The 24,944-nt window shown below is 64.9% G+C and carries 28 protein-coding genes; 12 read left to right on the top strand and 16 right to left on the bottom strand.

The window, feature by feature from the left end:
- Position 1: 1 nt before the first annotated feature.
- Together AAFG50_RS14325 and AAFG50_RS14320 are read right to left on the bottom strand one after the other, a co-directional pair.
- Positions 2-1,588 carry an MDR family MFS transporter gene (locus tag AAFG50_RS14325; protein ID WP_271555857.1) on the bottom strand — a complete coding sequence of 529 codons (1,587 nt, stop codon included), beginning with the start codon at positions 1,586-1,588 and terminating at the stop codon, positions 2-4.
- Positions 1,589-1,739: 151 nt separating this feature from the next.
- The gene (locus AAFG50_RS14320) at positions 1,740-2,255 is read right to left on the bottom strand and encodes a YcgN family cysteine cluster protein (RefSeq protein ID WP_011085887.1); all 516 of its coding nucleotides are present in this window, start codon (positions 2,253-2,255) and stop codon (positions 1,740-1,742) included.
- 294 nt (positions 2,256-2,549) lie between these two features.
- Between AAFG50_RS14320 and AAFG50_RS14315 the strand changes: the two genes are divergently transcribed.
- Genes AAFG50_RS14315 through AAFG50_RS14305 form a run of 3 tightly spaced genes read left to right on the top strand, consistent with a single transcriptional unit; the run spans position 2,550 to position 6,004 of the window.
- Entirely contained in the window at positions 2,550-4,835 is a 2,286-nt protein-coding gene (locus AAFG50_RS14315) for a PBP1A family penicillin-binding protein (protein WP_028172255.1), read from the top strand.
- A gap of 9 nt (positions 4,836-4,844) precedes the next feature.
- The gene (locus AAFG50_RS14310) at positions 4,845-5,423 is read left to right on the top strand and encodes a DUF1214 domain-containing protein (protein WP_011085885.1); all 579 of its coding nucleotides are present in this window, start codon (positions 4,845-4,847) and stop codon (positions 5,421-5,423) included.
- Complete coding sequence (locus AAFG50_RS14305; RefSeq protein ID WP_028172256.1) at positions 5,420-6,004, top strand: DUF1254 domain-containing protein; 585 nt, start codon at positions 5,420-5,422, stop codon at positions 6,002-6,004. The genes AAFG50_RS14310 and AAFG50_RS14305 overlap by 4 nt, the downstream gene beginning before the upstream one ends.
- A 326-nt stretch (positions 6,005-6,330) precedes the next feature.
- Here AAFG50_RS14305 and AAFG50_RS14300 read toward each other — a convergent pair whose 3' ends face one another.
- The 5 genes from AAFG50_RS14300 to AAFG50_RS14280 form a co-directional block, all read right to left on the bottom strand.
- Positions 6,331-7,101 carry an amino acid ABC transporter ATP-binding protein gene (locus AAFG50_RS14300; protein WP_028172257.1) on the bottom strand — a complete coding sequence of 257 codons (771 nt, stop codon included), beginning with the start codon at positions 7,099-7,101 and terminating at the stop codon, positions 6,331-6,333.
- A 20-nt stretch (positions 7,102-7,121) separates the two neighbouring features.
- Positions 7,122-7,817 carry an amino acid ABC transporter permease gene (locus AAFG50_RS14295; RefSeq protein ID WP_028172258.1) on the bottom strand — a complete coding sequence of 232 codons (696 nt, stop codon included), beginning with the start codon at positions 7,815-7,817 and terminating at the stop codon, positions 7,122-7,124.
- Entirely contained in the window at positions 7,814-8,608 is a 795-nt protein-coding gene (locus AAFG50_RS14290) for an amino acid ABC transporter permease (RefSeq protein ID WP_011085881.1), read from the bottom strand. The genes AAFG50_RS14295 and AAFG50_RS14290 overlap by 4 nt, the downstream gene beginning before the upstream one ends.
- Before the next feature lie 70 nt (positions 8,609-8,678).
- A complete protein-coding gene (locus AAFG50_RS14285; protein WP_028172259.1) occupies positions 8,679-9,581 on the bottom strand; it encodes an amino acid ABC transporter substrate-binding protein in 903 nt (300 codons plus the stop codon).
- Between the two features lie 25 nt (positions 9,582-9,606).
- On the bottom strand, positions 9,607-10,767 hold the full coding sequence (locus AAFG50_RS14280) for an aminotransferase class V-fold PLP-dependent enzyme (RefSeq protein ID WP_028172260.1): 1,161 nt from the start codon (positions 10,765-10,767) through the stop codon (positions 9,607-9,609).
- Positions 10,768-10,948: 181 nt separating this feature from the next.
- Here AAFG50_RS14280 and AAFG50_RS14275 point away from each other — a divergent pair, with 181 nt between their 5' ends.
- The gene (locus AAFG50_RS14275; RefSeq protein WP_028172261.1) at positions 10,949-11,749 is read left to right on the top strand and encodes an IclR family transcriptional regulator; all 801 of its coding nucleotides are present in this window, start codon (positions 10,949-10,951) and stop codon (positions 11,747-11,749) included.
- Here the strand turns inward: AAFG50_RS14275 and AAFG50_RS14270 are convergent.
- From AAFG50_RS14270 to AAFG50_RS14255, 4 genes are all read right to left on the bottom strand, one after another.
- Complete coding sequence (locus AAFG50_RS14270) at positions 11,735-12,943, bottom strand: MFS transporter (protein ID WP_038965724.1); 1,209 nt, start codon at positions 12,941-12,943, stop codon at positions 11,735-11,737. The two genes, AAFG50_RS14275 and AAFG50_RS14270, sit on opposite strands and share 15 nt — an antisense overlap.
- Positions 12,944-13,067: 124 nt before the next feature.
- Positions 13,068-14,438, bottom strand: coding sequence for an NAD(P)-binding domain-containing protein (locus AAFG50_RS14265; RefSeq protein ID WP_028172263.1), 1,371 nt, complete (start codon positions 14,436-14,438; stop codon positions 13,068-13,070).
- 48 nt (positions 14,439-14,486) lie between these two features.
- Positions 14,487-14,804, bottom strand: coding sequence for a helix-turn-helix domain-containing protein (locus AAFG50_RS14260; RefSeq protein WP_028172264.1), 318 nt, complete (start codon positions 14,802-14,804; stop codon positions 14,487-14,489).
- Between the two features lie 90 nt (positions 14,805-14,894).
- Positions 14,895-15,095 carry a GDCCVxC domain-containing (seleno)protein gene (locus tag AAFG50_RS14255; protein ID WP_074077126.1) on the bottom strand — a complete coding sequence of 67 codons (201 nt, stop codon included), beginning with the start codon at positions 15,093-15,095 and terminating at the stop codon, positions 14,895-14,897.
- 156 nt (positions 15,096-15,251) lie between these two features.
- On the opposite strand from AAFG50_RS14255, the gene AAFG50_RS14250 reads away from it, so the two are divergent.
- From AAFG50_RS14250 to arsC, 7 genes are all read left to right on the top strand, one after another.
- Positions 15,252-15,578, top strand: coding sequence for a helix-turn-helix domain-containing protein (locus tag AAFG50_RS14250; RefSeq protein WP_028172265.1), 327 nt, complete (start codon positions 15,252-15,254; stop codon positions 15,576-15,578).
- 4 nt (positions 15,579-15,582) lie between these two features.
- Positions 15,583-16,857, top strand: a complete 1,275-nt coding sequence (locus AAFG50_RS14245) for an MFS transporter (RefSeq protein ID WP_039184099.1) — start codon at positions 15,583-15,585, stop codon at positions 16,855-16,857.
- Positions 16,854-17,396, top strand: coding sequence for a hypothetical protein (locus AAFG50_RS14240; protein ID WP_028172267.1), 543 nt, complete (start codon positions 16,854-16,856; stop codon positions 17,394-17,396). Before AAFG50_RS14245 ends, AAFG50_RS14240 begins: the two co-directional genes overlap by 4 nt.
- Before the next feature lie 121 nt (positions 17,397-17,517).
- A complete protein-coding gene (locus tag AAFG50_RS14235) occupies positions 17,518-17,880 on the top strand; it encodes a metalloregulator ArsR/SmtB family transcription factor (RefSeq protein WP_028172268.1) in 363 nt (120 codons plus the stop codon).
- The gene (locus AAFG50_RS14230; protein ID WP_342714187.1) at positions 17,873-18,400 is read left to right on the top strand and encodes an arsenate reductase ArsC; all 528 of its coding nucleotides are present in this window, start codon (positions 17,873-17,875) and stop codon (positions 18,398-18,400) included. The genes AAFG50_RS14235 and AAFG50_RS14230 overlap by 8 nt, the downstream gene beginning before the upstream one ends.
- A complete protein-coding gene (gene arsB / locus AAFG50_RS14225; protein WP_011085869.1) occupies positions 18,400-19,455 on the top strand; it encodes an ACR3 family arsenite efflux transporter in 1,056 nt (351 codons plus the stop codon). Before AAFG50_RS14230 ends, arsB begins: the two co-directional genes overlap by 1 nt.
- A 77-nt stretch (positions 19,456-19,532) precedes the next feature.
- Positions 19,533-19,934, top strand: coding sequence for an arsenate reductase (glutaredoxin) (arsC, locus tag AAFG50_RS14220; protein WP_028172270.1), 402 nt, complete (start codon positions 19,533-19,535; stop codon positions 19,932-19,934).
- Between the two features lie 61 nt (positions 19,935-19,995).
- Here arsC and AAFG50_RS14215 read toward each other — a convergent pair whose 3' ends face one another.
- Genes AAFG50_RS14215 through AAFG50_RS14205 form a run of 3 tightly spaced genes read right to left on the bottom strand, consistent with a single transcriptional unit; the run spans position 19,996 to position 21,402 of the window.
- On the bottom strand, positions 19,996-20,883 hold the full coding sequence (locus AAFG50_RS14215) for a DUF1259 domain-containing protein (RefSeq protein WP_028172271.1): 888 nt from the start codon (positions 20,881-20,883) through the stop codon (positions 19,996-19,998).
- 37 nt (positions 20,884-20,920) lie between these two features.
- A complete protein-coding gene (locus AAFG50_RS14210) occupies positions 20,921-21,154 on the bottom strand; it encodes a hypothetical protein (RefSeq protein ID WP_028172272.1) in 234 nt (77 codons plus the stop codon).
- A gap of 14 nt (positions 21,155-21,168) precedes the next feature.
- Positions 21,169-21,402, bottom strand: a complete 234-nt coding sequence (locus AAFG50_RS14205; RefSeq protein ID WP_028172273.1) for a hypothetical protein — start codon at positions 21,400-21,402, stop codon at positions 21,169-21,171.
- 233 nt (positions 21,403-21,635) lie between these two features.
- Here AAFG50_RS14205 and AAFG50_RS14200 point away from each other — a divergent pair, with 233 nt between their 5' ends.
- Positions 21,636-22,715 carry a Cj0069 family protein gene (locus AAFG50_RS14200; RefSeq protein WP_028172274.1) on the top strand — a complete coding sequence of 360 codons (1,080 nt, stop codon included), beginning with the start codon at positions 21,636-21,638 and terminating at the stop codon, positions 22,713-22,715.
- A 54-nt stretch (positions 22,716-22,769) separates the two neighbouring features.
- Here AAFG50_RS14200 and AAFG50_RS14195 read toward each other — a convergent pair whose 3' ends face one another.
- On the bottom strand, positions 22,770-23,750 hold the full coding sequence (locus tag AAFG50_RS14195; protein ID WP_028172275.1) for a tripartite tricarboxylate transporter substrate binding protein: 981 nt from the start codon (positions 23,748-23,750) through the stop codon (positions 22,770-22,772).
- A gap of 170 nt (positions 23,751-23,920) precedes the next feature.
- Positions 23,921-24,913 carry a zinc-dependent alcohol dehydrogenase family protein gene (locus AAFG50_RS14190; protein WP_028172276.1) on the bottom strand — a complete coding sequence of 331 codons (993 nt, stop codon included), beginning with the start codon at positions 24,911-24,913 and terminating at the stop codon, positions 23,921-23,923.
- Positions 24,914-24,944: the final 31 nt, after the last annotated feature.

Raw genomic sequence — 24,944 nt, 5'->3', positions numbered from 1 at the left:
GCTACTCCGCCATCTCCACCTGCTGCGTGACGGTCGGGCCGGCCAGCGGCCGCTCCTCCATCATGATCAGGCAGAGCGAGGCGGTGGTCATCAGCGCGGTCGCGGCGCCGAAGACGTAGCGGAACGCGTGCCGCATGTCGTCGGCGGGGATCGCGGGGATGCCGCCGGCCGCGTGATGCTCGCCCGCGAGCGGAATGTCGGTGCCGAGCGCGATCAGCAGGATGGCGGCGAAGGCCGCGACCGTGAACGAGGACATCAGCGAGCGGAAGAAGTTCATCGCGCCGGTGATGGTGCCGACCTGCGGACGCGCGACCGAATTCTGCAGCGAGACCACGCAGACCGGGAAGGTCGTGCCGAGCCCGAGCGCGAACGCGGCCATCAGCGTCAGCAGGCCCCAGAGCGGCAAGGTGGTGAGCGTCAGGCCCAGCGCGCAAATCGCGGCCCAGGACGTGCCGACAATGGCGACGCGCTTGTAGTGCTTGGCGCGCGCCATGGTGCGGCCGGCGATTGCTGCGCCGCAGGTCGAGACCGCCGCGAGCGGAATCAGCGCAAGCCCCGCCTCGCTGGCGCTGAGATGGTAGACCGACTCGTAATAGAGCGGGAGCTGCACGGTGAGGCCCGTGATCGCGCCGAGACCGCAGCCGCCGGCCGTCAGCGCAAACGGCGCCACCGATCCCGTCAGCAGCTTCAGCGGCAGGAACGGCTCTTCGGCGCGGCGCGCGTGCCAGACGAAGGTGACCGCGAGCGCGACAGCGCCGCCCACCATCGCAAGCACGGTCGGCGAGAGCCACGGATAGCGCGTGCCGCCCCAGGTCAGCACCAGCATGAAGACGACCGCGGAGGCCATCAGCAGAACGCCGCCGAGCCAGTCGACCTTGCGCTTGCGATGGAACACCGGAATCTTCTTCATCTTCGGCAGCAGCATCGCGATCGCCGCGGCGGCGAGCGGCAGATTGATCCAGAAGATCATCGACCAGTGCAGATGCTCGGCGAACACGCCTCCGATGACCGGGCCGAGGATGCCGCCCACCATCCAGACGCTGGAGAAATAGGCCTGGTACTGGCCGCGCTCGCGCGGGCTCACGACGTCGGAAATCACCGTCTGCACGACAGGCATGATGCCGCCGCCACCCAGTCCCTGGAGACCGCGCGCCAGGATCAGCATCGGCATGTTCGGCGCGATCGCGCACAGCACCGAGCCGGCGACGAACAGGCTGAGCGAGATGATGATCATGACGCGGCGGCCGTAGATGTCGCTCAGCGTGCCGAACACCGGTGCGACCGCGGTCGAGGCGAGCAGATAGGCCGTGATGACCCAGGACAGATTGGAGACGTCGTTGAACTGGCGTCCGATGGTCGGCAACGCGGTCGCAACGATGGTCTGGTCGAGGGCTGCCAGGAACATCGTCAGCATCAGGCTGATCACGATGGTGCGGACCTCGTCGGAGGTCAGCGGCACCGGCGGCGCGATGGACGGCGCGTCATCGACGCTGATGACCTCGCTCGGAAGGCGGGACAGCTCTTCGGCAATGTCGTCGGGCAACGCCTGGATGTCGGCAGAACTGCTCTGCCGGTCGAACTTGTTCATCTCGATCGGAAGCCGTGAGGCGGCGCAACGCCGCGAAGGATTCGTTCTATGCAGTCCAATGTAGACAGCAAAGTTCTTCCCAGGCAGGCACCGCGGCGCATGGGTGCATCCCGCCGCCGGGTCATCCCGAACACGTGATCCGTGCGGCGGATCAGTCCTTCGGACGTCGCTTCAGGCGTGCCCGTTTCGGCAGCAGGGCCGGCCATTGCACGATGTGGTCCTCGAGGTCCGCGTCCGGGATCTCCTCCTCGCTGCCCTCGACCCGGCCGCGCACGGAGACGCCCGCCTCATGCACGGTGTTGGGATCACCCGATACCAGCGGATGCCACCAATAGAGGTCGCGGCCCTCGGCGACGAGCTTGTAGCCGCAGCTCGGCGGCAGCCAGTTCAGGGTGCGGACATTAGCCGGGGTCAGGCGGACACAGTCCGGAACCTTGTCGGAACGATTCGGGTAGTCCTTGCAGCCGCAGGTCCCGGCATCGAGCAGCTTGCAGCCGACATGGGTGAAATAGATGTCGCCGGTGTCCTCATCCTCGAGCTTGTTCAGGCAGCAGCGGCCGCAGCCGTCGCACAGGCTCTCCCATTCAGCCCCCGACATCTCTTCCAACGTCTTGGTTTTCCAGAAGAATCCTTCCTGGCCTGAAGGTCGTTTGGGAGCTGCGGTCATGCGCCTCAACAAGAGTTCGAAAGAGCTACGGTTAACCCATCTAGGCCGTGTGCCTGCGATGCTGCAAGCAACGCCCCCGGGAGGCCCGTAATGACCCGGGGTCAATTAGGCCTGTTGTTCAAAATCGCGAGCCTGACCATTGGTTTATAGGCCCTGCTCGGCTAGAAGGAACAGCAAGTCCCCGAAGGACGCGAACCGGGCGCCTTGGGTTTGCCGCAACATTCCCTCAAGACGTCCCGATGCCGCCCCGGCCGGGTGCTTGAACGGTTTCGAACCGAGCCTCAAGGGTTCTAGGTGCGCCAGATCATACCACCGCATTGGAAGCAGAAGGTCCGGAATTTCTTCCTGGATCTCGATGCGCGCATCGACTCCTCGCTGTTCTCCTCGGCCAAGGGCATCCGCGAGCTCTACGAGCGCTACTCGACCTTCATGGACCGCTTCTATGTCGGGCGGTGGAAGCGCTGGGTGTTCATCGAGCCGCTGTCGGAAGCCGCGACCCTCGGGCTCGGCGGCCTCGTCGTGATGCTCACGCTCGCCATCCCCGCCTTCCGCGAGACCGCGGACGAGGACTGGCTGAAGAAATCCGATCTCGCGGTGACCTTCCTCGACCGCTACGGCAACCCGATCGGCAGCCGCGGCATCAAGCACAACGACTCGATCCCGCTGGAAGATTTTCCTGACGTGCTGATCAAGGCGACGCTGGCGACCGAGGACCGCCGCTTCTACGAGCATTTCGGCATCGACATCGCCGGCACCGCGCGCGCGCTCGTCACCAACGCCCAGGCCGGCGGCGTCCGCCAGGGCGGCTCCTCGATCACCCAGCAGCTCGCCAAGAACCTGTTCCTGAGCAACGAGCGCACCATCGAGCGCAAGGTCAACGAAGCCTTCCTCGCGGTCTGGCTGGAATGGCGCCTGACCAAGAACGAGATCCTCAAGCTCTATCTCGACCGCGCCTATATGGGCGGCGGCACGTTCGGCGTCGACGGCGCGGCGCATTTCTACTTCAACAAATCCGCGCGCGACGTGACGCTGGCGGAGGCTGCGATGCTCGCCGGCCTGTTCAAGGCGCCGACCAAATACGCCCCCCACATCAACCTGCCTGCCGCGCGCGCCCGCGCCAACGTCGTGCTCGACAACCTCGTCGATGCCGGCTTCATGACCGAGGGCCAGGTGTTCGGCGCCCGCCGCAACCCCGCCTTCGCGGTCGACCGCCGCGACGAGGCTTCGCCGAACTACTATCTCGACTACGCCTTCGACGAGATGCGCAAGCTGGTCGACACCTTCCCGAAGTCCTACACCGAGCGCGTCTTCGTGGTGCGCCTCGCCATCGACGCCAACGTGCAGAAGGCCGCGGAAGACGCGATCGAGAACCAGCTGCGCCAGTTCGGCCGCGACTATCACGCGACCCAGGCCGCGACCGTGGTGTCCGATCTCGACGGCGGCATCCGCGCCATGGTCGGCGGCCGTGACTACGGCGCCAGCCAGTTCAACCGCGCCACCGACGCCTATCGCCAGCCCGGCTCCTCGTTCAAGCCCTACGTCTACACCACCGCGCTTCTGAACGGCTTCACGCCGAACTCGATCGTTGTCGACGGCCCGGTCTGCATCGGCAATTGGTGTCCGCAGAACTATGGCCATTCCTATTCCGGCGCGGTGACGCTGACGCAGGCGATCACGCGCTCGATCAACGTGGTGCCGGTCAAGCTCTCGATCGCGATCGGGCAGAAGGAGCAGCCGAAGGCGCCGAACCCGGCCAAGATCGGTCGCGCCAAGATCGTCGAGGTCGCCCGCCGCTTCGGCCTCAAGGCGCCGCTGCCCGACACGCCCTCGCTGCCGATCGGCTCGGACGAAGTCACCGTGCTCGAGCACGCGGTTGCCTACGCGACCTTCCCCAATCGCGGCAAGTCGGTGACGCCGCATTCGGTGCTGGAGGTGCGCACCGGCGCCGGTGATCTCGTCTGGCGCTGGGACCGCGACGGCCCGAAGCCGAAGCAGGCCATTCCGCCGAACATCGCCGCCGACATGGCCGGGATGATGAGCCACGTCGTCAGCGAAGGCACGGCGCGCCGCGCCGCGCTCGACGGCATTCCGACCGCGGGCAAAACCGGCACGACCAATGCGTATCGCGATGCCTGGTTCGTCGGCTACACCGGCAATTTCACCTGCGCGGTCTGGTACGGCAACGACGACTATTCGCCGACCAACCGCATGACCGGCGGCTCGCTGCCGGCGCAGACCTGGCACGACATCATGGTCGCGGCGCATCAAGGCGTCGAGGTCCGGGAAATCCCCGGCATCGGCATGGGCCAGAAGCTGCCGCCGCAGCCGATGGCCGCGCAAGCCAATGCAGCGCCAAAAGTGCTGGAGACCAAGCCCGGTCCGCCGCCCGTGCTGACCAAGCGCGGCGCCGACATCCTGGTGCGCGTCGAGAAGCTGCTGGATGACGCGGCCAAGACCGCGAACAAGTCGGCCGCGAGCGACGGCAAGCCCGCCAGGCCGGCCTCATCGACAAGCGCGCTCGCCTTCCCGCAGAACTATGCGGAAGAGAATGCGAACGCATCCGCCCCGCGTAAGAACTGATCGAAACCCGTGCGGCTGATCCTGACCACATTGACTGCCCTCCTGCTCGCGACCGTGGTGGGCGTCGGCGCGACCTGGATGACGACGACGCGCGGCACCGAGATCGGCGCGCTGACCATCGGCCCCTGGACCGCGCGCCCGCGCACCGGCACCGCCGACGTCGACCCCTATTCGCGCGCCACCATCGTGCGCAACGGCGAGCTGCCGATCGGCACCGGCGACGGGGTCGCCTTCACCGCCACCGCCGACGACAAGAAGAAGGCGCTCGACGGCCGCTGCGATGTGATCGTCTCCGGCGTGACGCCGCCGGCGCGGTTCTGGACGCTGACGCTGTACGACCGCAAGGGGCATCTCGTCGCCAATTCGCTGCAGCGCTACGGCTTCACCAGCCAGGAGATCGTGCGGCAGTCCGACGGCACATTCGAGATCCGCATCGCCTCGCGCTCGCGCTCCGGCAACTGGCTGCCGACCGGCGGCATCGAGCGCTACGCCCTGATGCTGCGCCTCTACGACACCCCGGTCGGCGTTGCGACGCGCACCCAGCGCGATGCGCCGATGCCGACGATCTCTACGGTGGGCTGCTCATGATCCGGCTCGCCTTCACCATCGTCGCCGGCGTGGTGCTCGGCCTCGTCGTCCATCTCGTCAGCGTGCTGGCGCTGCCGCGCATCGCGACGCAGGACGCCTATTCGCGGCTGACGCCGATGACCAAGCTCAACGGCGTCACCCAGCTTCCGCTTGCCGATCCCAACACCTCGCCGATGCCGTTCATGGACCCGGCCTTTGCGCTGGCGATCTGCCGCTACGACCTGTCGGGCGGGCCGATCAAGCTCACCGTCCCCGTCAGCCAGGCCTACACCTCGGTGTCGTTCTACACCCGCAACGAGATCGCCTATTACGCCATCAACGACCGCTCCGCGGGCAAGAAGGTGATCGAGCTCGATCTGATGACCGAAGCGCAGCACAACGAGCTGCCCGAGGACGAGGAGATCACCGCGGCCGACCGCCTGATCATCGATTCCCCTGCTACCACCGGCCTGATCGTGATGAAGGCCCTGGCCGCCGAGCCCGGCCTGATGCCGCAGGCGCAAGCGACGCTTGCGGCCGCGACCTGCGCGCCGCAGACCGAGGTGCCGGTCAAGGCTGAGACGCCGCGCGGACGGCGCTGAGCACGATTGCTAAGGCACGCTCAAAACAAAAACTGAAAAAACAACCCCATGCACAGTAGCGGGGGCATTGAAACTGTTAGCTAATTTAAGCGACCCATCAGCAGCCGCGCGACCTCAGCCACGCGACCATTTTTGCCGCCTTTGACTTGTCGGGCAAAACACTGGCAGAATGGCAAGATCGAAAGTTCGTAACACCCGCGCGGAGCAATCCGCCGCGGGTTTTTTCATGTCACAGCCTGGAATTGGATTTGGATGCCAGGCTCCCGCAAGCATACGAATTCGCAGTCGCGTGCCGCCATCTTCCTGAAACCTGACGTCGCTCCCGATCAATGAATGATCTGGCCGAGGAACGCCTTCGCGCGCTCCGTGCTCGGCGCATTGAAGAAGGTTTCGGGATCCGCCTCCTCGACGATGGCGCCGCGATCCATGAAGACCACCCTGTCGGCGACTTCGCGGGCAAAGCCCATCTCGTGCGTGACGCACACCATGGTCATTCCGTCGCGCGCGAGCTCCACCATGGTGTCGAGCACCTCCTTGACCATCTCCGGATCGAGTGCGGAGGTTGGCTCGTCGAACAGCATGATCTTCGGCTGCATGCAGAGGGCGCGGGCAATGGCAACGCGCTGCTGCTGGCCGCCGGAGAGCTGTCCCGGATATTTGCTCGCCTGGTCGTGGATGCGTACCTTGCGCAAGACACCGATCGCACGCTCATGCGCCTCCGCGCGCGACAGACCGCGCACCTTGATCGGGGCCAGCATGCAGTTCTCGACGACTGAGAGATGCGGAAACAGGTTAAAGCTCTGGAACACCATGCCGACCTCGCGGCGGACGTCGTTGATGTCGCTCATCCGGTCCGACAGCTCGATGCCGTCGACGACGATGCGGCCGCCGTCATGCTTCTCGATGTGGTTGATGCAACGGATCAGCGTCGACTTGCCCGAGCCCGAAGGTCCGCAAAGCACGATCTTCTCGCCTGCCCTCACGCTGAGATTGACGTCACTCAGGGCCGTGAAGCCGCCGAACCGCTTCACCACGTTTTCCACGGTGACGATGGCCGCGGATCGGCCCGTCTCGTTCGCGGCAATCTCCCGAGCCATCTTCGTCTCCCTAAGGTTTCTCATCGGCGTACTCCGGCGATGGCATAGCGCTTGCGCAGCAATGCGACGCCTTGCGATGCCGCCGAACTGATGGCGAGGTAGACCACGACGACCACGAGATACATCTCGACGAGACGACCGTTGAGCTGCGCGAGCTTCGAGGCCGCGCCGAGCAGGTCGGTGAGCGAGAGCACGTAGACCAGCGAGGTATCCTGGAACAGGATGATGGTCTGGCTCAGGATGATCGGGCTCGCCACGCGGAGCACCTGCGGCAGGATCACGCTGCGATAGGTCTCGAAGGTGGACAGTGCGAGCGCCTGGCACGCCTCGAACTGTCCGCGGTTCACGGCGCGCAATCCGACGCGGATGATTTCCGAATAATAGGCCGCCTCGAACAGGCCGAAGGTGATGAAGGCGGTCCAGGTGGCGCCGATCGGAATCGGGCGACCGTTGCCGGCGAGATGGCCGAGCACGATCGGCACCAGGAAGAAGAACCAGAACAGGACGAGGATCAGGGGGATCGAGCGGATCAGGGCGATGTAGCCGCGCACGACCTTCCCGATCACCGGCACCTCGAAGTGCTGCAACAGCGCAAGGCAGGTGCCCAGGATCATGCCGACCACGAAGGCCACCGCGGTCAGCGCCAGCGAAAACAGCAATCCGGACCAGAGATAGGGCCACGCCTGCAGAACAATCGAGAAATCGAGGCTGTTCATTTCACGACCTCCATCCCTGAGGGCAACGAGCCGGCCTGCCCGACGTCGTCGGCCAGGCTCGGCTCGATCGCATCCTCCGCACGCCCTGTGCCCGGAATGCGCACGGCCCTGTCGATCAGCGCCATCCCCTGATAGGCGATCAGCGCCAGCGCGAGATAGATCAGGGTCGCGGCGCCGAAAGCCGTGAAGGTCTGGAACGTCGCCTCGCTGATCTGGCGCGCCTGAGCCGTGAGCTCCATCAGCCCGATCGTCAGTGCGACCGAGGTGTTCTTGTAGATGCCCATCACCTCGCTGGTGAGGCTTGGCACGATCAAACGCAGCGCCTGCGGCACGATGATATGGCGGTAGGTCAGATAGGCGGTGAGTCCGAGTGCGCTTGCCGCCTCGGTCTGCCCTCTCGGCAGGGCCTCGATCCCGGCCCGAACCTGCTCGGCGATCCGGGCCGCGGTGTAGAGGCCGAGGCACAGAAGTGCGGGGACGAATGATCCCCAGGGCGGCGGAATCTGCTTGATGGCATTTCCGAGCGTGACGGGAAGAATCTCCGGCAGGACGAAGTACCAGAGAAACATCTGCGCCAGGACGGGGATGTTGCGGAAAATCTCCACATACAGGCGCGCAAGCGCAGCGATGGCCCGGTTCTGCACGGTGCGGCCGATCCCGACGACGATCCCGATCGCAAAGGCAATCCACCAGCCGAAGAACGCCAGGGCCAGGGTCCAGCCGAGGCCCGACAGAAGCCAGTCGATGTAGCGCTGGCCATCCGCCGTCTGTTCAAAGAGCACCGCGAACATGGCGAACCTCGAAGCTCCGGATACAAGAGAGGATCAGCGTGCGGAAAGATTCCGCGATATGGTTCTCCGACTAATCGACGGCATCGCTGGGATGCGCGATCCGTTCCTTCAGTTCGTCGGTCAGCGGAAAGGCAAGATTCTCGCCCTTTGGCGGAATCCCCCGCGTGAACCACTTCGCGTAGGTCTTTTCGAACTGCCCCGACGCCATCTGCTTCGACAAGACGTCGTCGACGAGCGCCTTGAAGCCGGCATCGCCCTTCGTGAACATCAGACCATAATAGATCTTGGCATAGCCCTCGGGGAGGAAGATCAGCGCATCCGGTTTCGGCGCTGCGGCCTTAAGGCCGGCAAGAAGGATATCGTCCTCCATGAAGGCGGCCGCGCGGCCGGTGTTGAGCATCAGGAAGGATTCCGCATGGTCTTTCGCCTGGACGATGTTGAATCCGAGCTGCTCCTTTGCATTCACGCCTTGCGCGAAGCCGACGGCATTGGAGCCCTGGGTCACGACGATCGTCTTGCCCTTGAGATCGCCGGCCGTCTTCAGGCCGCTGTCCGCCTTGACCAGCCAGCGCGGCTGGCTGACGAAGGTGGCGACCGAAAACGAGACCTGCTCCTGCCGCTTCCTGTCGTTCGCCGTGCCGCCACACTCGATGTCGACGGTGCCGCTTTGGATGAGCGGGATCCGGTTGGACGAGTTCACCGGCGTGTAGTTGACGGCGAGATTGGGCAGGCTGAGCTCCGCCTTGATGCGCTCGACGATGCCGGCGCAGAGGTCCAGCGAAAAGCCGATCGGCTTTTGATCGGGACCGAGATACGAGAACGGAATGGAGGCCTCGCGGTGACCGATGGTGATGGCACCGCTCGACTTGATCTTGGCGAGCGTGGGACTGTCGGCTGCGATCGACGGCCCAGCGAGGGTGCCGACGGCCGCAAGGCCGATTAGGCCGCCCCATACACGCGCAAAACTCGTCATGTGCATCTCCCCTCTGAAGAACAGCCTAGGCGGCCCTGAACGACGGCTTCACGCCGCGCCGCTTGATGATGTCGATCAGGCGATCGACATCGGCGAAAGTGTTGAACATCCCGAACGACACGCGAATGCCATCGCGCTCCGGCGACACGCGCACACCGTTCTGCTCGAAATGGCCGAGCCATTCGGCGGCGCGAAGCGCGATGACGTAGATGTGCGGCGCGCGGTGCTGCCGATCGCGGGGACCGACGAGACGAACGTCCAGCGCGTCGAGCCCCGCGATGAGATGATCGCCGAGATCGAAACAGTGGTTCTGGATGTTCTGCACGCCCAGGGCCTCGATCATGTCGAGCGAGGCGCCGAGCGCGTGGATCGCCGGAAGATTGAAATTGCCGAGCTCGAAGCGGCGCGCGCTCGTGGCGAGGTCGAGCTGGTCGGGCCGGGCGATGAGATCGGCCGGGACCTCCGCAAGGCTGGCGGCGGCGAGATAGGCGGGCTCGAGCTCAATCCTCGATTTGTCCCAATACAGCAGCCCAAGCCCTTGCGGCACGAGCAGCCCCTTGTGACTGCCCGACCCGATGAAGGTCGCCCGCATGGCTTTCGCATCGATCGGCACGACGCCGATCGCCTGCATGACGTCGACGACGAAATAGAGCCCCTTCTCGTCACAGAGGGCGCCGACGCTTTCGACGTCAAAACGATGACCGGCGTGGAAGGTCACCTGCGACATCGAGATCGCCCGCGTGCTCGCGTCGATGTGCGGACGAAGGCTGTCGGCGTTCACGATCTCCGTCATCGGCACGAACTCGACTGTCACGCCCTTGCGCCGCAGATTGAGGAACGCATAGGCGTTGTTGGGATGATCGCCATGGATCATCAGCACCTTGTCGCCGGCGCGCAGGGGCAGCGCGTTGGCGGCAATGTTCATGCTTTCCGAGGTGTTCTTGGTGAAGGCGATCTCGTCGGCCGCTACGCCGAGAAACCGCGCCAGCTTCTCGCGGGTCAGCTCGACGCGATCGAGCCACACGCTTTTGGGGCCGGCCGTCTCAAGGCCCTCGCGGAGGAAGAGATCGATCGCCGCCTTGACCGGGCGCGCGAGCGGCGTCTGGAAGCCGGCGTCGAGATAGGTGATGCGCTCGACAGCCGGAAATTCCTTCCGCACGGCACCGACGTCGTAATGGCGAGACATCCCACTCTCCTGATGAGCGCGCCCGGCAGGGCTCTGGCTGCGCTGCACAAATCCTGATCACCTTTCGGCGGCGCCAACGATATGAGCAATCCGTCGGTACGGCCAATAGTAATTTTCATATTTCAATAGTATTTATTCCGAAAAATGATAATTATATGGGATGTCACGCAAGGATGAGTAGATGCCGCAAACCAATTCCGACGGACCGCTCGACCGGGCCTTCGCCATCGTTGGCCATGTTGCCGGTCAAGTCAGAGCTGTCTCGGTTGCGGAAATCGCCAACGCGCTAGCTCTCCCGCTGCCGACGGCGCATCGCCTCATCGGCAATCTGGAGCAGCGCGGGCTGCTTCAGAAAGCGCTGGGAACGAAGCGCTACGTGGTCGGCAACCAGCTGGTCACGCTGTCGGCCAAGGTCATCGGCGCAGCTTTCCGCACCGCGCGCCGGCACGCCGTGCTCCGCGCAGTCGCGGCCGAAATCGGCGAGCAATGCGAGATCGGTGTCGTGCGGGACAATGTCGTCGCCTACGTCGACAGCGTCCGCGTGTCGCAACCGCAGGGGCTCCAGTTCAATCCGGGCGAAGCGGCACCGCTCCACTGCACGTCGACCGGCAAGATCTACATGAGCCGATTGCCGGCGCGAGCGCGCGAGAAGCTGTGCCGCGCACTCACGCTCACCAAATACACCGAGACGACGATCGTCGACGTCGAAAGCCTGATGAAAGTCCTCGACGAGACGCGCAAACGCGGCTGGGCCAAGACCAACGAAGAGTACGTGCGAGGGGTCGTCGGCTGCGCCGTTCCCATCCTGTCTCCGGATCGCGAACTGATCGCGTGCCTCGGCGTCTCCGTTCCCGTGGCCCGCGTGAGCTTCGCCGAGCTGGATCGGTTCATCGCTCCGCTGCAGAAAGCCGCTGCGCTGCTGTCGGAGACCATCCTCCAGGCCGACGATGACGGCGCGAGCGAGGCATCAGAGACGTTCTAGTCCTGCCCGTTTGATTGTCCGCTTCCGGCCCCCGTCGGCGCCGCTCCGCGCCCACAGCAGCGCGAGCGGCCCCAGCGCGATGCCGGCGGCGAGGACGATGAACGCCAGCAGCCAGCCGGTCGCGCTCTGCGGGCCGCCGGCCGCGTCGAGCGCAGCGCCGGTCCCCCACGCGCCAACCGCTGACAGGCCGAAACCAACCGTCGAGTGCAAGGCGAGCGTCGCGCCGCGATGTTCGGATGCGGCGGCGGCCGACATGCCCGCGGTCAACGCGCCGGAATCGGCCGGCACGGTCAGGCCATAGAGGAGCAGCAGCAGTGCGAGCAGCCATGCCGGGGCCGTCGCATTGAGGCCAATGACCAGCGCGACGCAAGCCGACGCAATCATCACGATCGTGATCGCGCGATGGCGGCCGAATTTCAGCGCCGCCTCGTTGCCAAGGATGCTAGCGGGCATCGAGATCACCGCGAAGCAGAAGCTCAGCACAACGGGGCTCAACCACGCCGGCGCGCCCTGATGGGCAACGACGAACGTCCAGAACCCCACCAGCCAGGTGCGGATGCCATAGAGCTCGAAGCAGTGCGCACCATAGCCGAGGATGTATCCGAGCGCCTCGCGGTTGGCGAAGACGGGAGCAAAGTTCAGCAGACGCCCGGCTTTCGGCACGGGTCGCCGCGGGTCGATCAGGAGGCACGCGCCGACCATTGCGACCGGACCGAAGCCGGTCACGAGGAAAGCCGTCCGCCAACCCCACCTGTCGGCGATCAGTTGCGCCACCAGGAACGAGAGGCCGACACCCACCGAGAAGCTCGACGTGTACAGCGTGACGGCCCGCGAGGTGTCGCCCGCGGGAAGCCGGTCCGTCAGGGCTTTCAGGCCGGGCATGTAGGCGCCCGCAAATCCGAGCCCTGCAAGCGACCAGATCGCCGTGCCCGACCAGAACCCCTGCGCGAACATGCCGAACGCCGCGGTGGCGAGCCCGCTGACGATCGAGCCCCAGAGCAGGACCAGCCGCGCATCGATCCGGTCGGTCAGCGTCGTCAGCACCGGCACTGCGAGCATGTAGCCGAACGCATAGCCGCTTGCCATCAGGCCGCCTTCGGCCGCGGAAAGTCCCCACGCCGGCATCAGGTGCTGCGCCAGGTTCGCGGACAGCGTCACATGCGGCAGCAGGTTGCCGACCTGGCCGATGCACATCACCGCAATCAGAGACCGGCCGCTCAAGCTTCGAATTTTGCCCTCCATTGCGGGGAAGACAGCGCCGGGGTTGGCAGGGTGCCGAGCGCCGGTCCTTCGGCGAGCGGGTGCGGAGCGGAGTGCCTCATGAACAGCCACACCCCGAAGCGCCCGACGTCTTCGCGGTTTCGTCGGCGGCGCAGCAGGCCGACGAAACGTCCTTCGCCGGCCCGCCGCAGCATCCCGACGCGGCGGCAGCGGTCTCAAGGCCGCCGCGCGTACAGACGCCGGTCTCGGGCAGCACAAGCTCGACTCTCGCCGCGGCGCGCTTGTCGCCGGCGATATCGGCCACGATCGAGCGGACCTGCTCATAGCCCGTCATCATGAGGAAGGTCGGGGCCCTGCCATATGACTTCATGCCGGCCAGGTAGAAACCCGGCTCGTCATGCGCGAGCTCGCGGGCGCCGTGCGGGCGCACCGTGCCGCAGCTATGCTCGTTGGGATCGATCAGCGGCGCCAGCGCGACCGGTGCCTCGATGGCGGGATCGAGCCGCAGGCGCAGCTCGGACAGGAACGAAAAGTCGGGACGGAAACCGGTCGACACGATCAATTCGTCCGCGATCACGTGTCGCGCACCGCTCAAGGCGCCGGCGGCGATCTTGAGCCGGCCTTCGGAGTCCGAAAGGTGCGTGACGCCGAATTCGGTTTCGATCCTGATCTTCCCGGCGGCAACGAGCGCGGCGAAGGCGCTGCCGAGCTCGCCGCGCGCGGCCAGCTTGTCGTTGCGGCCGCCGCCGAAAGCCTTGGCGGGATCGGCGCCGCGCAAGAGCCAGACCGGTTGCGTACCCGGCACCTCGCCCGCGAGATGCACGAGATCGATCAGCGTACCCACGGCGGAATGGCCGGCGCCCAGGACGGCAACGGTCTTCCCGGCATATCTGGAACGAGCGGCGCCTCGCACATCCGGCATGCCGTAGGCGACGCGGCCGGCGCACTCGGGCTCGCCCATCGCCGGCAAACCGTTGCTCCCGGCCGGATTGGGGGAGAACCATGTGCCTGACGTATCGATCACGGCATCCGCGCGCAGCACCTCGGGGCCGCGGCCGTTCCGGTAGCGGATCTCGAACGGCGCCTGCTCGCGTCCCCTGGTCCTGGCCTTGTCGAAGCCGACACGGCTGATCGCCGAGACGCGGCTGGAGGTCCGGATCGCCTCACGCAGCGGCGTTCGCGTCGCAAGCGGCGTGAGATATCGATCGAGCAGCTCGCCGCCGGTCGGATAGGACTGAGGGTCCGGCGAATTCCATCCCGTCGGCGCGAGCAGACGCGCGGCGGCCTTGTCGATGTTGTACTCCCACGGTGAGAACAGCTGCACGTGCTGCCACTGGCGGATCGCATGTCCAGCCTCCGGCCCGGCCTCCAGCACGACGGGCGACATGCCCCGTGCGAGCACATGCGCGGCCGCAGCGAGGCCGACGGGCCCTGCCCCGACGATAGCTACCATCTTCCCATCACGCATCTTGTCATCCTATAATTCTAGAAATTTCGAATAACCGAGCCGAAAAAATCAGGCCGCCGTCCGGGCGCCCTTGCATCCGACTTCGTCCGCACAGCACTCCGCCGCGAGGAAATCGACCAGGCCCCGCATCAAGTCATAGTTCGCGTGACAGACCAGGGTCGTCGATTCGCGGACCTGGCTGATGAGTCCGACCGCGACCAGAGACTTGATGTGATGCGACAGCGTCGAGGCCGGGATCTTCAGCTTGTCCTGCAAGCGGCCGACGGGCATGCCCGACCGTCCGGCCCGGACCAGGGCCCGATAGATCTGAAGCCGTGTCCGGTTACCCAGGGCTTCCAGGCGCGCTGCTGCGTCGTCGATCTTCATGACGAGACAATGCACCGAGCCGCCGGCGCAGTCAACTATATTTCTAGAATATTGGAAATACAGTTGAGACCGCTCCGGCGGAGGCTGGCATCAACAGCACTTTCCGTTCTGCTGGATCGGCGGACAAGGGACCGATCCGTACGAACAAAAGACGCAGCAATCGCCGCTCTTGGGCTTGAGCCGGGCCCCGCACCCCTTGCAATCGTAGAAGAACTGGCAGGCGTCAGTCGGCATGGTCTCGGCTGACGCGTGATGACAGACCGGACACGTAATAACCGATTGCGTTTGCATTGCCGGCTTTCCTCGATCGCAAGACAAGACCCATTCTAGTCGTTTGGCACCAACGCGCCAACAAAGGTCGTGTTACTTTCGGAGCCCGACCTCCATCAGACCATAAAACTAGCATTATAGTTGTAATTCCCTAGGGCTTGCGGTATCGTAGAACCCATGAACCGGAAAATCGCTGCGCGCTGTCTGGCGGAACTAGGCAATTTGACGCGCCTGGACATATATCGGCTGCTGGTTCGAGCCGGGCCGCCCGGCCTTAGCATCACCGATATCCAGACCCGCCTCGACGTACCGGCCTCGACGCTCGCCTTTCATCTCCGCGGGCTGGTCACCGCTGGCCTCGTCGCACAGGAAAAAAACGGGCGCACGGTGATCTGCCGCGCTCGATACGATCGCATGGACGGAGTCATCGCGTTCTTGCGCGAGCATTGCTGCGAGGGATTTGCGAGTGACGCGCCGGCGGCGGCGACACGCCGGGCGAGTTGATCAGATGCGGATGGTGAGCCCCCGAACGTCGGCTCTCCATTATGGCTGGATCGTACTGGGCGCGGGCACATTCGGCTCGTTCATGACGCTGCCCGGCCAAACGGCAGGCGTTTCCGTTTTCTTCGACCCCATCACCGCCGATCTCGGAATCGCTCGCACATCAGCCTCAATCGCTTATGCAGTGGGGACGCTTGCGGGAATCCTGCCGGCACCCGTGATCGGTCGCTGGATCGACCGGCGCGGACCGCGCCTAACGGCGACCATCATCGCCGGTGGCCTCGCCCTGGCCTGCACGCTCATGGCGGCTGTTCAAACAGCAATGATGTTGCTCATCGGCTTCGCGCTGTTGCGCGGCGCTGCGATCGGCGGCCTCAGCCTCGTCAGTCAGCAGGTCGTCAATCTATGGTTCGTACGTCGGCGCGGGATTGCCGCTGCAGCAGCCAGTCTCGGACTCGCGGCCGGTTCCATGACCTTCCCGAAGCTGATCGATAGCCTGATCTCGCTCTACGGCTGGCGAGGCGCCTATCTCGCCCTCGCCGGACTTGTTGCACTCACCATTGTGCCGGTTGCGGCTGCCCTGTTTCGCGATCGGCCGGAGAAATACGGCCTCAGCACGGACGCCGGGCTGCCGCCGACTACGCAAGATCTACGGGAGGAGCCTTCGTTTACGCGCAAGCAGGCGCTCCGTACCGGCGTATTCTGGCTGCTGTGCGCGGCAGGCTTTCTCACCAATGCCATCGGCACCGCGCTCTTGCTCAATCACTTCTCAATCATGCGGACGGCCGGGATCGCACACAGCGATGCGCTGCTACTGCTGTCGCTTCTTGCCGGCGTTCAAGCCGTTGCGACCCTCGGAACAGGATTTCTGGTGGATCGCCATGAACCCCGGCACCTGGTTCCGCTCGCGATGTTCATGCTTGCGCTGGCGACGGCTCTTCCGGCGTTTAGCAGCGGCGTCGCCATCAGTGTGCTGTACGCGCTGAGTCTGGGAGGGGCGTACGGGTCGCAGCAAGCCATCAACGCCGCCGGCTATGCGCAGTATTTCGGCCGCGACCATCTCGGCGCAATCAGGGGGGCGTCGTTCGTCTTCGGCATTGCCGGCGCAGCGTTCGGCCCGCTACCTTTCGCGGCAAGCGTCGATTGGGCCGGAAGCTATGCGGCCGTCCTGATCGGCTGCTGCATGCTTTGCATTATCTGCGGCGCCGGAGCATTCGCCGTCAAACGACCGTTCTCGTCGGCGGAGTCGATGATGAACTGCAAGATGGGAGCAACGCCATGACAGGCGGAGAAACGACCATCGTGGCTGGCATCGAAATTCCTTCGACCGACGCCTTCTTTCTGGCGGTGGTCCTGGGGCTGCATATTCCCCTGGGCCTTGCGTGCGTTGCGATCGGCGCAATCGCGATGTTGAGTGAGAAGCGTCGCGGGCGTCATTCGAGACTTGGGACGACCTATTTCTGGTCACTGCTGGCGCTCGTCGCGTCCGCGACGTTACTGTCACTTATGCGCTGGGCCGAAAACCATCACTTGTTCGTACTCGGTGTGTTGTCATTCACTTGCGCCTGGATCGGGCGCACCGCGCTCCGGCGCCGCTGGTGGTATTGGGTCAGGCTGCATATAGCTGGGATGGGCCTGTCGTACATACTGGTGCTGGTTGCTTTCTACGTAGACAATGGAAGGCAGCTTCCGCTTTGGAAGGACCTGCCCCATTTCATGTACTGGCTGATACCGCTGGCCGTTGGTATTCCGCTTATCGTTCGCGCGCTTCTTTGGCCGCCGTTGGCACCCGCCCGCCATGATTTCCACTTGATGCGGTAATTTGCGATGCGCGCCAATCGATGCCCTCAAGCCAATGCGGCCGAATAGCTCCTTCCGACGCTTGACGGGCCCTCCGGATTTCGGATTGACGAGCATCTAATAATTCCATAAATCTGGATATATGGAAGCTGAAGAAGCCGTTCTCGCCCTCGCGGCGCTGTCCCAATCGACCCGTCTGGAGGCCTTCCGGACGTTGGTCAAACATGAGCCCGATGGCCTTGCGGCAGGCGACCTCGCGCGCCAGCTGGAAGTGCCGCCCAACACGCTTTCGGCCCATCTGTCGATCTTGACGCGCGCGCGCCTCGTGACCTCCGAGCGGCGCAGCCGTTCGATCGTCTATCGCGCCAACCTCGCCGAGTTTCGCGACGTCGCGGTTTTCCTGCTTCGGGATTGCTGCGGCGGGCGACCGGAAGTTTGCGAGCCGGTCGTCGACAGCCTCCAAGCCTGCTGCTCTCCAAAGCGAAAGGGGCGTATCCGTGCCTGATCAAATCTACAATGTCCTGTTCATGTGTACCGGCAATTCAGCACGCTCGATCCTCGCCGAGTCGATCCTCCGCAAGGACGGAGCTAACCGCTTTCAATCCTTCTCCGCCGGCAGCACGCCGAAAGGTGCAGTTCACCCGCTGGCACTGCGCACGCTCGAGAGCATGGACTATCCTGCCGACGGGATGCGATCGAAAAGCTGGCTGGAGTTCGCTGCGCCCGACGCGCCGGTGATGGATTTCGTGTTCACCGTTTGTGACAATGCCGCCGGCGAGTCCTGCTCGATCTGGCCGGGACAGCCGATGACCGCGCACTGGGGTATCGAGGATCCGGCCGCGGCAGACGGCACGGAGTTGCAGAGGCAGGCGGCGTTCGTCACCGCGTTCCGCTATCTCAAGAACCGGATCGACACCTTCGTGAATCTTCCACTGAGGAGCATCGACAAGCTCTCGCTCGGCACCAGGCTGCGCGAGATCGGCCGCGCCGATGGTGCGAGCCATTCAACGCCGAAGGCAGGCTGATGGGACTGTTCGAACGATACCTGACCCTCTGGGTCGCGCTCTGCATCGTTGCCGGCGTGGCGCTGGGACATATCATGCCCAGCTTCTTCGGTGCGGTCGCGACCGCCGAGATTGCCAAGGTCAATTTGCCGGTCGCGGTGCTGATCTGGCTGATGATCGTGCCGATGTTGCTGAAGATCGACTTCGGCTCGCTGGGCCAGGTCCGTGAGCATTGGCGCGGCGTCGGCGTCACCCTTTTCATCAACTGGGCTGTCAAGCCATTCTCGATGGCGCTGCTCGGCTCGTTCTTCATCGGCCATGTGTTCGCACCCATGCTGCCGGCGGGCCAGATCCCGTCCTACATCGCGGGCCTGATCCTGCTGGCCGCCGCGCCCTGCACCGCGATGGTGTTCGTATGGTCCAATTTGTGCGAGGGGGAGCCGCACTATACGCTGAGCCAGGTCGCGCTCAACGACGTGATCATGGTTTTCCTGTTTGCACCGCTGGTCGGACTGCTGCTCGGGGTCGCCTCCATCAGCGTTCCCTGGGGCACGCTGCTGCTCTCGGTTTTGCTCTACATCGTGGTCCCCGTGATCGTCGCGCAAGCGTGGCGAAGGGTGCTGCTGCAAAAGGGCGGCGATGCCTTCGCCCGCAGCCTGCGGACGCTGCAGCCTCTTTCGCTCGCCGCGCTTCTGGCGACATTGGTTTTGCTGTTCGGCTTTCAGGGAGAACAGATCGTCAGGCAGCCCGGCGTCATCGCGATCCTCGCCGTCCCGATCCTCGTTCAGGTCTATTTCAATGCGGGCCTGGCCTATTGGCTCAGCCGGCGGTTCGGCGTGGCCTGGTGCGTTGCCGCTCCAGCCGCCCTCATCGGCGCGAGCAATTTCTTCGAACTGGCGGTCGCTGCCGCGATCAGCCTGTTCGGCCTCGACTCCGGCGCGGCGCTTGCGACCGTCGTCGGCGTCCTTGTCGAGGTCCCGGTGATGCTGTCCGTCGTCCGCATCGTGAAGGCGACCAGAGGCTGGTACGAAGCCGGTGCCGGCAAGGTCTCCACGCCGGCGGAGGCCCGCCAGTGACGTCGCCATAAGCCGCCAACCGCGCGCAACACAACGATCACGAGCCAGACCCCGGTCCCAATCGCGGAGACATTCCGATGAGCGTCACGATCTATCACAACCCGGATTGCGGAACCTCGCGCAACACGCTCGCGATGATCCGGCAGAGCGGTGCCGAGCCCACCGTTATTGAATACCTCAAGACCCCACCATCGCGCGAAACGCTCAAGCAACTTATCGCAGCGATGGGAATATCGGTCCGCGCATTGCTGCGCGAGAAGGGGACGCCGTACAAGGAGCTCGGCCTTTCCGACCCCAAATGGACGGACGATGAACTGCTCGACGCGATGATGGCACATCCCATTCTGATCAATCGTCCGATCGTGGTGACGGCGAAGGGCACGCGACTGTGCCGGCCCTCCGAAGCCGTCGTCGACCTCCTGGACAATCCCCTCGGCCGGTTTGTGAAGGAGGACGGCGAGGTGATCGAAGCCAGGTAGGCACGAACGAAGAACGCATTTTGCCCCGACGGCCCGATCAGAGACCGATACAGATCGGACATCAGTTCTTCGTACTCGCCGTCTTGTCGAGCGCGGCACGCACGCCATTGGCGAGCTTGATCGCGTCGTCGTTCGCCCAGAAGTGCATGAAGAAAAGACGCGGCTGCTCGTCCAGCATGTGGCTATGAAGCGCCGTTACGGAGATGCCATGGGACCGGAGCGCCATGATCACGGGATTCACCTCGTCGCCGATCAGCACGAAGTCGCCGGTGATGGCCGCCCTGCCGCCGCCGGTCGGCTGGAAGTTGACACCGGTCGCAACGCCCATGGGCCCGACGGGACTTAGCTGCATTCCGTGCTCGGTGATCGGATCGCGGCGGGGAACGTTGAACTGATAGACGCCGCCGTTGGCCTGCCCCTTGACGCCGATGATCTGATCGAGCTTAGCCGTGTCGAGATCAATGGCAGGCGGCGGGACCGCCGGAGCCGGCGCCGACATAGGCGTCTTGCTCTCGGCAAGCGCGGTCCTGATGGCGGTCGCGATCTTGAGCGGATCACCGTGCCCGGCCACATGCATGTAGAATGTCGCCGGGACCGCGCCGAGCAGATGGTTGTGAACAGCCGTAATCTCCAACCCGCTCTCGATCATCTTCTGCATGACCGGGTTGATTTCCGATTCGAGCAGCACCAGATCGCCCATTGCCATGACGGCGCCATGCGCGGGCTTGAACGCGACCCAGCCGCCCAGCGCCAGCGAAGGCTTGATGGTGACGCCGTCGAGCGTCACCGTGAGGTCGGTGCGGGGAAAGCCATAACGATGCACGTCGCCGGCGACGGCCGGCTTTCGGCCCAGCGCATCATCGACCTTCTGCCAGTCGACATCCTGCGCGTGAGCGGTCGCGATGAAGCATGCGCCGATGCCCATCAGCGGCAGAATTGCACTTCGCATTGATCTGCTCCCTCGAGCGAAATCCGGTTTCCGGAGTTCAGTTCTGCTCTTTGATCTGGCCGGCACCGTCGATAAGGAGCCGCACCGGCTTGCCGTTCTTGACCGCCTTGGCGGTCGTCCCCTCCGCCGTCGACTTGATCTCGCTGACCTGCGTGTAGCCAGCCGCCTGGATCCTGGCGATCAACTCGTCTTGAGTCAGCGCGCGTGCGGTCGGCACGCCAGCCGCGATTGCAAGAAACAGGAAGGCGAGAAGGATTGTCCATGTTCGCATGGTCGTTCTCCCGGTCATGTCCCGCCCCAGGTGAAGTCCGCTTTTGCGACGCTGCCCTTCCAAATGGCGCAGATCGAGAGGTCACGCCCCTGACGCAGGTCCGCCGGGACGCCCTTGTCGGTATGCGCGCCGACAGGCTCCGGCGCGCCGCGCTGGAGCGATGAGCCGAAACGATCTGTCGGATGAATTCGGAGTGTGGGGTGACATGCTGCGCCCTTGGTGACGATCAGGACGCGATTCTTGGGCATGACGCCTCACGGGGAGATCGCACATCCCCGTTGCCTGAAATAGAAAACCCGGAACGCCGAGCTGTCAACCTGCGCGTCGCGCGAAAGCACCGGGTAGGCCCCGGGTGGAACCGCGCGACCGTCTTGAAAGCCGAGGCCGATCTCACGTAAGGTCGTCCGCATGGGGGCAATGCAGACCCCCCATGAGACTTCGGTCCAAGCTCTGCGCAGCACGCACTTCGTGGAGCTTGCGCATGGATACCGAACAACACTTTCCTCTCCGATCCACCGTTGCCATCCTCTCACGCGGCGATGCCGCCGCGCGGGCGGATGCCACACCGCAGAACAGCCGCTTCGTCCGCGTCTTCGAGGCACTCGCCGCCGCCGGCATCGAAGCCCGGCCCGTCATCTACGACGAAACCTTTGCCGACGCCGTCCGCGATCAATTGCTTGCGGTCGACGGCGTGCTCGTCTGGGTCGACCCGATCCATCAAGGCAAGACACGCGCTGACCTCGATCCCCTGCTCCGCGACGTCGCGGCGCGAGGGCCATGGGTGAGCGCGCACCCGGACGTCATCCTGAAGATGGGCGTCAAGGAGGTCCTCTACAGAACACGCCACCTGGGCTGGGGCGCCGACACGCATCGCTACGACACGGCCGCAAGCTTCCGCGCGGAGTTTCCGTCGCGCCTTCAGACCGACGGACCGCGCGTGCTGAAACAAAACCGCGGCAATGGAGGCCAGGGCGTCTGGAAAGTGGAGGCCATTGCAGAGGCGAGCGCCATGGTTCGCGTGCTCCATGCAACGCGCGGCAGCCTGCCTGAGGACATGTCGCTCGATGCCTTCATTGCCCGGTGCGACTCCTATTTCGGCTGGGGCGGCTGCATCATCGATCAGGCATTTCAACCGCGCCTGCCCGACGGGATGATCCGCTGCTACATGAGCGGCTCCAAGGTCGCGGGCTTTGGCCAGCAACGGATCAAGGCCTTGATCCCGCCGCCGCCGGAAGGCCCCGATGCAGCGGAGGCGCAACCCGGCCCGCGCATCATGCACGGACCCGATGCTCCACCGTTCCAGGCGCTGCGAAGATCGATGGAGAACGAATGGACGCCGCAGATGATGGACACGCTCGGCATCGATGAATCCTCGCTGCCGGTGATCTGGGACGCGGACTTTCTCTACGGACCTCGCAACGCGGCAGGCGCCGACACATACGTCCTGTGCGAGATCAACGCGAGTTCCTGTTTTGCGATTCCCGACGAGGCACCTGCGGCGATTGCGCGGACGGTGAAGCACCGTCTGCTGACAACCCAGGAGGCCGGCTCCGGCAGATAGGAGAAGACGGCATCTGACGGAGGCCGCAGCAGCGGCGCTGCGGCCTCCCCTGGATCAGATCTTCGGGATCTTCGCCCGCTCGACCACGCCCGACCATTTGGTGATCTCGGTTTCGATCAGCGCCTTCATCTCCGCCGGCGAGCTGCCACGGACCTCGCCGCCGACGGCCGTCTCCAGACGTTGCCTGAGGTCTGGGTCCTTGAGCGCATCGAGCGTCGCTGCATTGAGCGCGGCGATGATGGCGGGCGGCGTTCCCTTCGGGGCCAGCAGGCCCGCCCAGGTGCGCACGTCGTATCCCTTGATGCCGGCCTCCTGAACCGTCGGGACATCAGGCAATAGCGCAGTCCGCGTCGGCGAGGTCACCGCAAGGCCGCGGATCGCGCCGCTCTGGATCTGCGGCGCGAGCAGGACCGGCGTGCCGACGATGACCGGAACCTCTCCGCCGAGAAGCGCGGTGACGGACTGCGAATCGCCGCGATACGGCACATGCACGATCTCGATGCCGGCCGTTGCGTTCAGCAGCTCGCCCGCAAGGTGATGCGTGCTGCCGAAACCGACCGAACCGAAGCTGAGCGAGCCGGGCTTCTCCTTCGCCATGGCGACGAGCTCGCCCAGCGACTTCGCCGGGTAGTCACTGCGCACAGCAATGACGAGCGCGTAATAGACCAGCGTCGAGATCATCTCGAAACTGTCCGCGGGCTGGTAGGCGAGGCTCTTGTAGGTCGCCGCGGAAATCGCGTGGGCGCCGGTGACGAGCCCGAGCGTGTAGCCGTCAGGCGCCGCCTTGGCGACGGCATCCGCCGCGAGGTTGCCGCCGGCGCCCGGTTTGGCCTCGACGATGATCGGCTGCCCGAGCCGCTTCGCGAGCCCGTCGGCGATGATGCGCGACAGCGTGTCGGCCGCGCCGCCTGCGGCAAATCCGTGCAGCAGGCGGATCGGGCGCGACGGATAATTGTCCGCAAGTGCCACTGTGCCGGCGGCGAGAAACCCGCCAAGCAGAAACGTTGCCGCAGCAAGCCGTCTCATCCATCGCATGGATGCGTTCTCCCTTTTTTGACCGTTCTATCGTTGGCCGCAGCGAAGGCGGCGTTCTCCGGGCCGGGCTGCCCAACGGGCGAACCCGGCGCATTCAGGCGATGGCGGCATGCTCCGAACGGGCGCACGGGCGAAGTTCGGCGTGTGATGTCATTGTGCCGTCCATCCCCTCATGGCGTCATGATGATCTTGCCGAGCGCCGAGCCCTGCTCGAGCAGCGCGTGGGCCTGCCTGACCTGGTCCAGCTTCAGGACCGCCGAGACGGCCGGCTTGATGGCATTGCGGCTCAGGGCCTCGATCACGCTGCGCATCAGGGCGCGGCGGCCGTCGCGATCGTGGTCGTAGATGTGGAAGGAGAAGCAGCGCACGGCGGGACAGATGTCGAGGTGATTGCGCATCGCCGCCATCAGGTTCTCTTCCGGAAGGCCCGCGAAGGCGTTGTAGGAGAGCAGCGTCCCCCATTTGCCGAGCGCGCCGAGATAGGCGGTGAACTCCGGCCCGCAGACGTGATCGAGCACGAGGCCGACGCCCTCGCCGTTGGTCAGCTCGCGGGTTCGCACCACGACATCCTCGCGGCGGTAGAAGATAATGTGATCGGCACCGTTCGCCTTCGCGAACTCCGCCTTCTCTTCGGTCGAGACCGTGCCGATCACGGTCATCTGCGCGAGCTTGGCGAGCTGCACCAGCGCGGTGCCGACGCCGCCGGCCGCGCCGATCACCAGCACGCTTGTCGGCGCGCGTGGGTGGCGGCATTCGTGCAGGAGTGCGTAGGCGACCTGATAGTTCGACAGGCACACTGCGGCTTGCAGATCGACATTGTCGGGCAATGCGTGAACAGCGTCCGCGGGGGCAACCACGTAGTCGGCGTAGCAGCCGCCACGTTGCGACAGGTCGCGCGCGCTCAGCAGCACCTTCTGGCCGACGGCAAGCCCCTCCACGCCGGGCCCGAGCGCGGAAATGCGGCCCGCGACGTCATTGCCGGGATTGGCCGGCAGCGGCGGCATCCATTTGTAGACGCCGCGCCGGATCAGCGCGTCGGGCTGCCCGACCCCGAACGCCTCGGCCCGGATCTGCACCTGCCCGGCGCCCGGCACGGGCACCGGGAGCTCGACCAATTCGAGTGCATCCGGCCCACCCGGCTGACGCACCAGCACCGCCCTCATGATTTCGCCCCGCCTCCCCAAACTGTATTTT

The organism is Bradyrhizobium sp. B039 (assembly GCF_038965675.1).
GTDB classification, from domain to species: domain Bacteria; phylum Pseudomonadota; class Alphaproteobacteria; order Rhizobiales; family Xanthobacteraceae; genus Bradyrhizobium; species Bradyrhizobium diazoefficiens.
This window is presented reverse-complemented; position numbering and strand designations above follow the sequence as displayed.

Coding starts and splice junctions, on each gene's coding strand:
- AAFG50_RS14300 (WP_028172257.1), bottom strand. CDS start 7,101: ATGGCTCGGGAGATTGCCGCGAACGAGACGGGCCGATCCGCGGCCATC.
- AAFG50_RS14245 (WP_039184099.1), top strand. CDS start 15,583: ATGCGGATGGTGAGCCCCCGAACGTCGGCTCTCCATTATGGCTGGATC.
- arsB (WP_011085869.1), top strand. CDS start 18,400: ATGGGACTGTTCGAACGATACCTGACCCTCTGGGTCGCGCTCTGCATC.
- AAFG50_RS14290 (WP_011085881.1), bottom strand. CDS start 8,608: ATGTTCGCGGTGCTCTTTGAACAGACGGCGGATGGCCAGCGCTACATC.
- AAFG50_RS14265 (WP_028172263.1), bottom strand. CDS start 14,438: ATGCGTGATGGGAAGATGGTAGCTATCGTCGGGGCAGGGCCCGTCGGC.
- AAFG50_RS14205 (WP_028172273.1), bottom strand. CDS start 21,402: ATGCCCAAGAATCGCGTCCTGATCGTCACCAAGGGCGCAGCATGTCAC.
- AAFG50_RS14305 (WP_028172256.1), top strand. CDS start 5,420: ATGATCCGGCTCGCCTTCACCATCGTCGCCGGCGTGGTGCTCGGCCTC.
- AAFG50_RS14235 (WP_028172268.1), top strand. CDS start 17,518: ATGGAAGCTGAAGAAGCCGTTCTCGCCCTCGCGGCGCTGTCCCAATCG.
- AAFG50_RS14295 (WP_028172258.1), bottom strand. CDS start 7,817: ATGAACAGCCTCGATTTCTCGATTGTTCTGCAGGCGTGGCCCTATCTC.
- AAFG50_RS14195 (WP_028172275.1), bottom strand. CDS start 23,750: ATGCGATGGATGAGACGGCTTGCTGCGGCAACGTTTCTGCTTGGCGGG.
- AAFG50_RS14275 (WP_028172261.1), top strand. CDS start 10,949: ATGCCGCAAACCAATTCCGACGGACCGCTCGACCGGGCCTTCGCCATC.
- AAFG50_RS14190 (WP_028172276.1), bottom strand. CDS start 24,913: ATGAGGGCGGTGCTGGTGCGTCAGCCGGGTGGGCCGGATGCACTCGAA.
- AAFG50_RS14270 (WP_038965724.1), bottom strand. CDS start 12,943: ATGTGCATCGGCCAGGTCGGCAACCTGCTGCCGCATGTGACGCTGTCC.
- AAFG50_RS14240 (WP_028172267.1), top strand. CDS start 16,854: ATGACAGGCGGAGAAACGACCATCGTGGCTGGCATCGAAATTCCTTCG.
- AAFG50_RS14320 (WP_011085887.1), bottom strand. CDS start 2,255: ATGACCGCAGCTCCCAAACGACCTTCAGGCCAGGAAGGATTCTTCTGG.
- AAFG50_RS14280 (WP_028172260.1), bottom strand. CDS start 10,767: ATGTCTCGCCATTACGACGTCGGTGCCGTGCGGAAGGAATTTCCGGCT.
- AAFG50_RS14210 (WP_028172272.1), bottom strand. CDS start 21,154: ATGCGAACATGGACAATCCTTCTCGCCTTCCTGTTTCTTGCAATCGCG.
- AAFG50_RS14200 (WP_028172274.1), top strand. CDS start 21,636: ATGGATACCGAACAACACTTTCCTCTCCGATCCACCGTTGCCATCCTC.
- AAFG50_RS14250 (WP_028172265.1), top strand. CDS start 15,252: ATGAACCGGAAAATCGCTGCGCGCTGTCTGGCGGAACTAGGCAATTTG.
- AAFG50_RS14255 (WP_074077126.1), bottom strand. CDS start 15,095: ATGCAAACGCAATCGGTTATTACGTGTCCGGTCTGTCATCACGCGTCA.
- AAFG50_RS14215 (WP_028172271.1), bottom strand. CDS start 20,883: ATGCGAAGTGCAATTCTGCCGCTGATGGGCATCGGCGCATGCTTCATC.
- arsC (WP_028172270.1), top strand. CDS start 19,533: ATGAGCGTCACGATCTATCACAACCCGGATTGCGGAACCTCGCGCAAC.
- AAFG50_RS14285 (WP_028172259.1), bottom strand. CDS start 9,581: ATGACGAGTTTTGCGCGTGTATGGGGCGGCCTAATCGGCCTTGCGGCC.
- AAFG50_RS14325 (WP_271555857.1), bottom strand. CDS start 1,588: ATGAACAAGTTCGACCGGCAGAGCAGTTCTGCCGACATCCAGGCGTTG.
- AAFG50_RS14260 (WP_028172264.1), bottom strand. CDS start 14,804: ATGAAGATCGACGACGCAGCAGCGCGCCTGGAAGCCCTGGGTAACCGG.